Source organism: Ideonella sp. P3_A4, from assembly GCF_056403075.1.
On sequence record NZ_JBFUGE010000917.1, the window covers coordinates 1 to 1806 of the forward strand.

At 66.8% G+C, this 1806-nt stretch carries 2 protein-coding genes; both read left to right on the plus strand.

The features are described from left to right. Positions 1-57 precede the first annotated feature (57 nt). A complete protein-coding gene (locus tag AC1DYI_RS34405; protein ID WP_477208590.1) occupies positions 58-786 on the plus strand; it encodes a response regulator in 729 nt (242 codons plus the stop codon). Beyond that, a partial coding sequence (locus AC1DYI_RS34410; protein ID WP_477208591.1) for a HAMP domain-containing protein occupies positions 779-1806 on the plus strand: 1028 nt, incomplete at its 3' end. The genes AC1DYI_RS34405 and AC1DYI_RS34410, both read left to right, overlap by 8 nt.

The window sequence follows — 1806 nt, forward strand, 5'->3', positions numbered from 1 at the left end:
ATGCTGGCCGAACATCGCCAATCTGGCGGCGGCAAAGCGTCTGCCTGACGCCCGTTCATGAACCTCCCCCGCAAGCGCACCATCCTCGCGGTCGACGACGACCAGAAGACGCGGCAGCTGTTGAAGCTGTACCTCGAAAAGCACCAGTACGTGGTGCAGCTGGCCTCCGACGGCGCGAGTTTTCGCAGTGGCTTGGAGCGCTACCGAGACGAGCTGAGCTTGGTGATCCTGGATGTGATGTTGCCGGACACCGATGGCTTTGCGCTGTGCCAGTTGGTGCGCCAGCGCGCGCCGACGCTGCCGATCATCATGCTGACCGCGAGTGCCGACGACACGGAGCGCATCGTCGGGCTGGAGCTGGGCGCTGACGACTACATCGGCAAGCCCTACAACCCACGCGAGCTGCTGGCGCGGATCAAGGCGATCCATCGCCGCGCTGGCATGAGCGGTGAGGGCGCCCCGCGCTATCTGAGCTTTGCCGGCTTTCGCCTCGACCGCCTGGAGCGCACGCTCGCCGCGCCAAGCGGTGAGACGGTGACGCTGACGGCGATGGACTTTGACCTGCTGCGCCTGTTCGCCGAGCACCCGGGCGAGGTGCTGGACCGTGCACGCCTGATGGAGCAGACCCGTGGCCGCGACCTGGGGCCGACCGATCGCTCACTCGATGTACAGGTCAGCCGTCTGCGTCAGCGCCTGGGCGATGACGGCAAACAGCCGGCGCTGATCAAGACCGTGCGTTCCAGCGGTTATGTGTTCTCGGTGGAGGTCCAAGCCTCCCATGACTGAGGCTGCGGCGGCAGCGCGCGCCAGCTGGGCCGACCGGCTGCTGCCGCGCAGCCTGCGTGGCCGCATCATGCTGACGATGGCTGCAGGTGTGTTGCTGAGCCAGACGCTGGGCACGGCGATCTGGGCCTGGCAGCTGCACGACAGCGCTTTGCGCGACGCGCGTGAGGCCGCGCAGCAGACGGCGCGCAGCGCGGGCGGTGCAATTCGCTTCTTTCGCGACTTGCCGTCGCAGTACCGGCCGATCATCACCGAGCAACTGCGCACGATGGGGGGCACGCGCTTCTTCGTGCAGGTCAACCGCTCGCGGGTGCCGCTGCAGCCGATCGAGCCATCGCAGCTGGCCGATACCGTGACCGCTGACGTGCGTGCGCGACTGGCCGGAGACTTTGAACGTGGCACTGCGCTCGAAGTGGCGTTCGTCATGCCCGACACGCAGCCAGTGACCGACGACGGCCGCACGCTGCGCGACCTGCCCGAGCGCTGGGTCGAAGGTTCGATGCTGCTGCGGCCACGGCCCGCGCCGCTGCTGGTGATCCAGGCCGAATTCGAGCCCGGTGGTTGGCTGCTGCTGGCCACGACGATGCCGGACCCGTACTTCCTTGACAACGCCAATCCGTTGACGCGCGACCGCCTGCTGCTGCAGGGTGCCACGCTGCTGACGGTGCTGCTGCTCGTGCTGTTCGTGGCCCGCAGCCTGACACGGCCGCTGCAAAGACTCGCTGGTGCGGCGAACGCCTTCGGCACCGCGATGCACCCTGCGCGTGTGCCTGAAACCGGCACCGTGGAATTGCGCGGCACTGCGCGCGCTTTCAACGAAATGCAAGCCCGCATCCAGCGTTTCGTCGAAGACCGCGACCGCCTGTTCAGCAGCATCTCGCATGACCTGAAGACACCGATCATGCGGCTGAAGCTTCGCACCGAACTGCTCGACGACGAGGCGGTTCGGGCCGACTTTCACGAGGACCTCGACGAGCTGGACGTGATGGTCAAAGGCGCGCTGCAAAGCGTGAAAGACAGCGA

Bases quoted from the DNA above. Each gene is read 5' to 3' on its own strand.
- AC1DYI_RS34405 (WP_477208590.1), top strand. From the start codon at position 58: ATGAACCTCCCCCGCAAGCGCACCATCCTCGCGGTCGACGACGACCAG.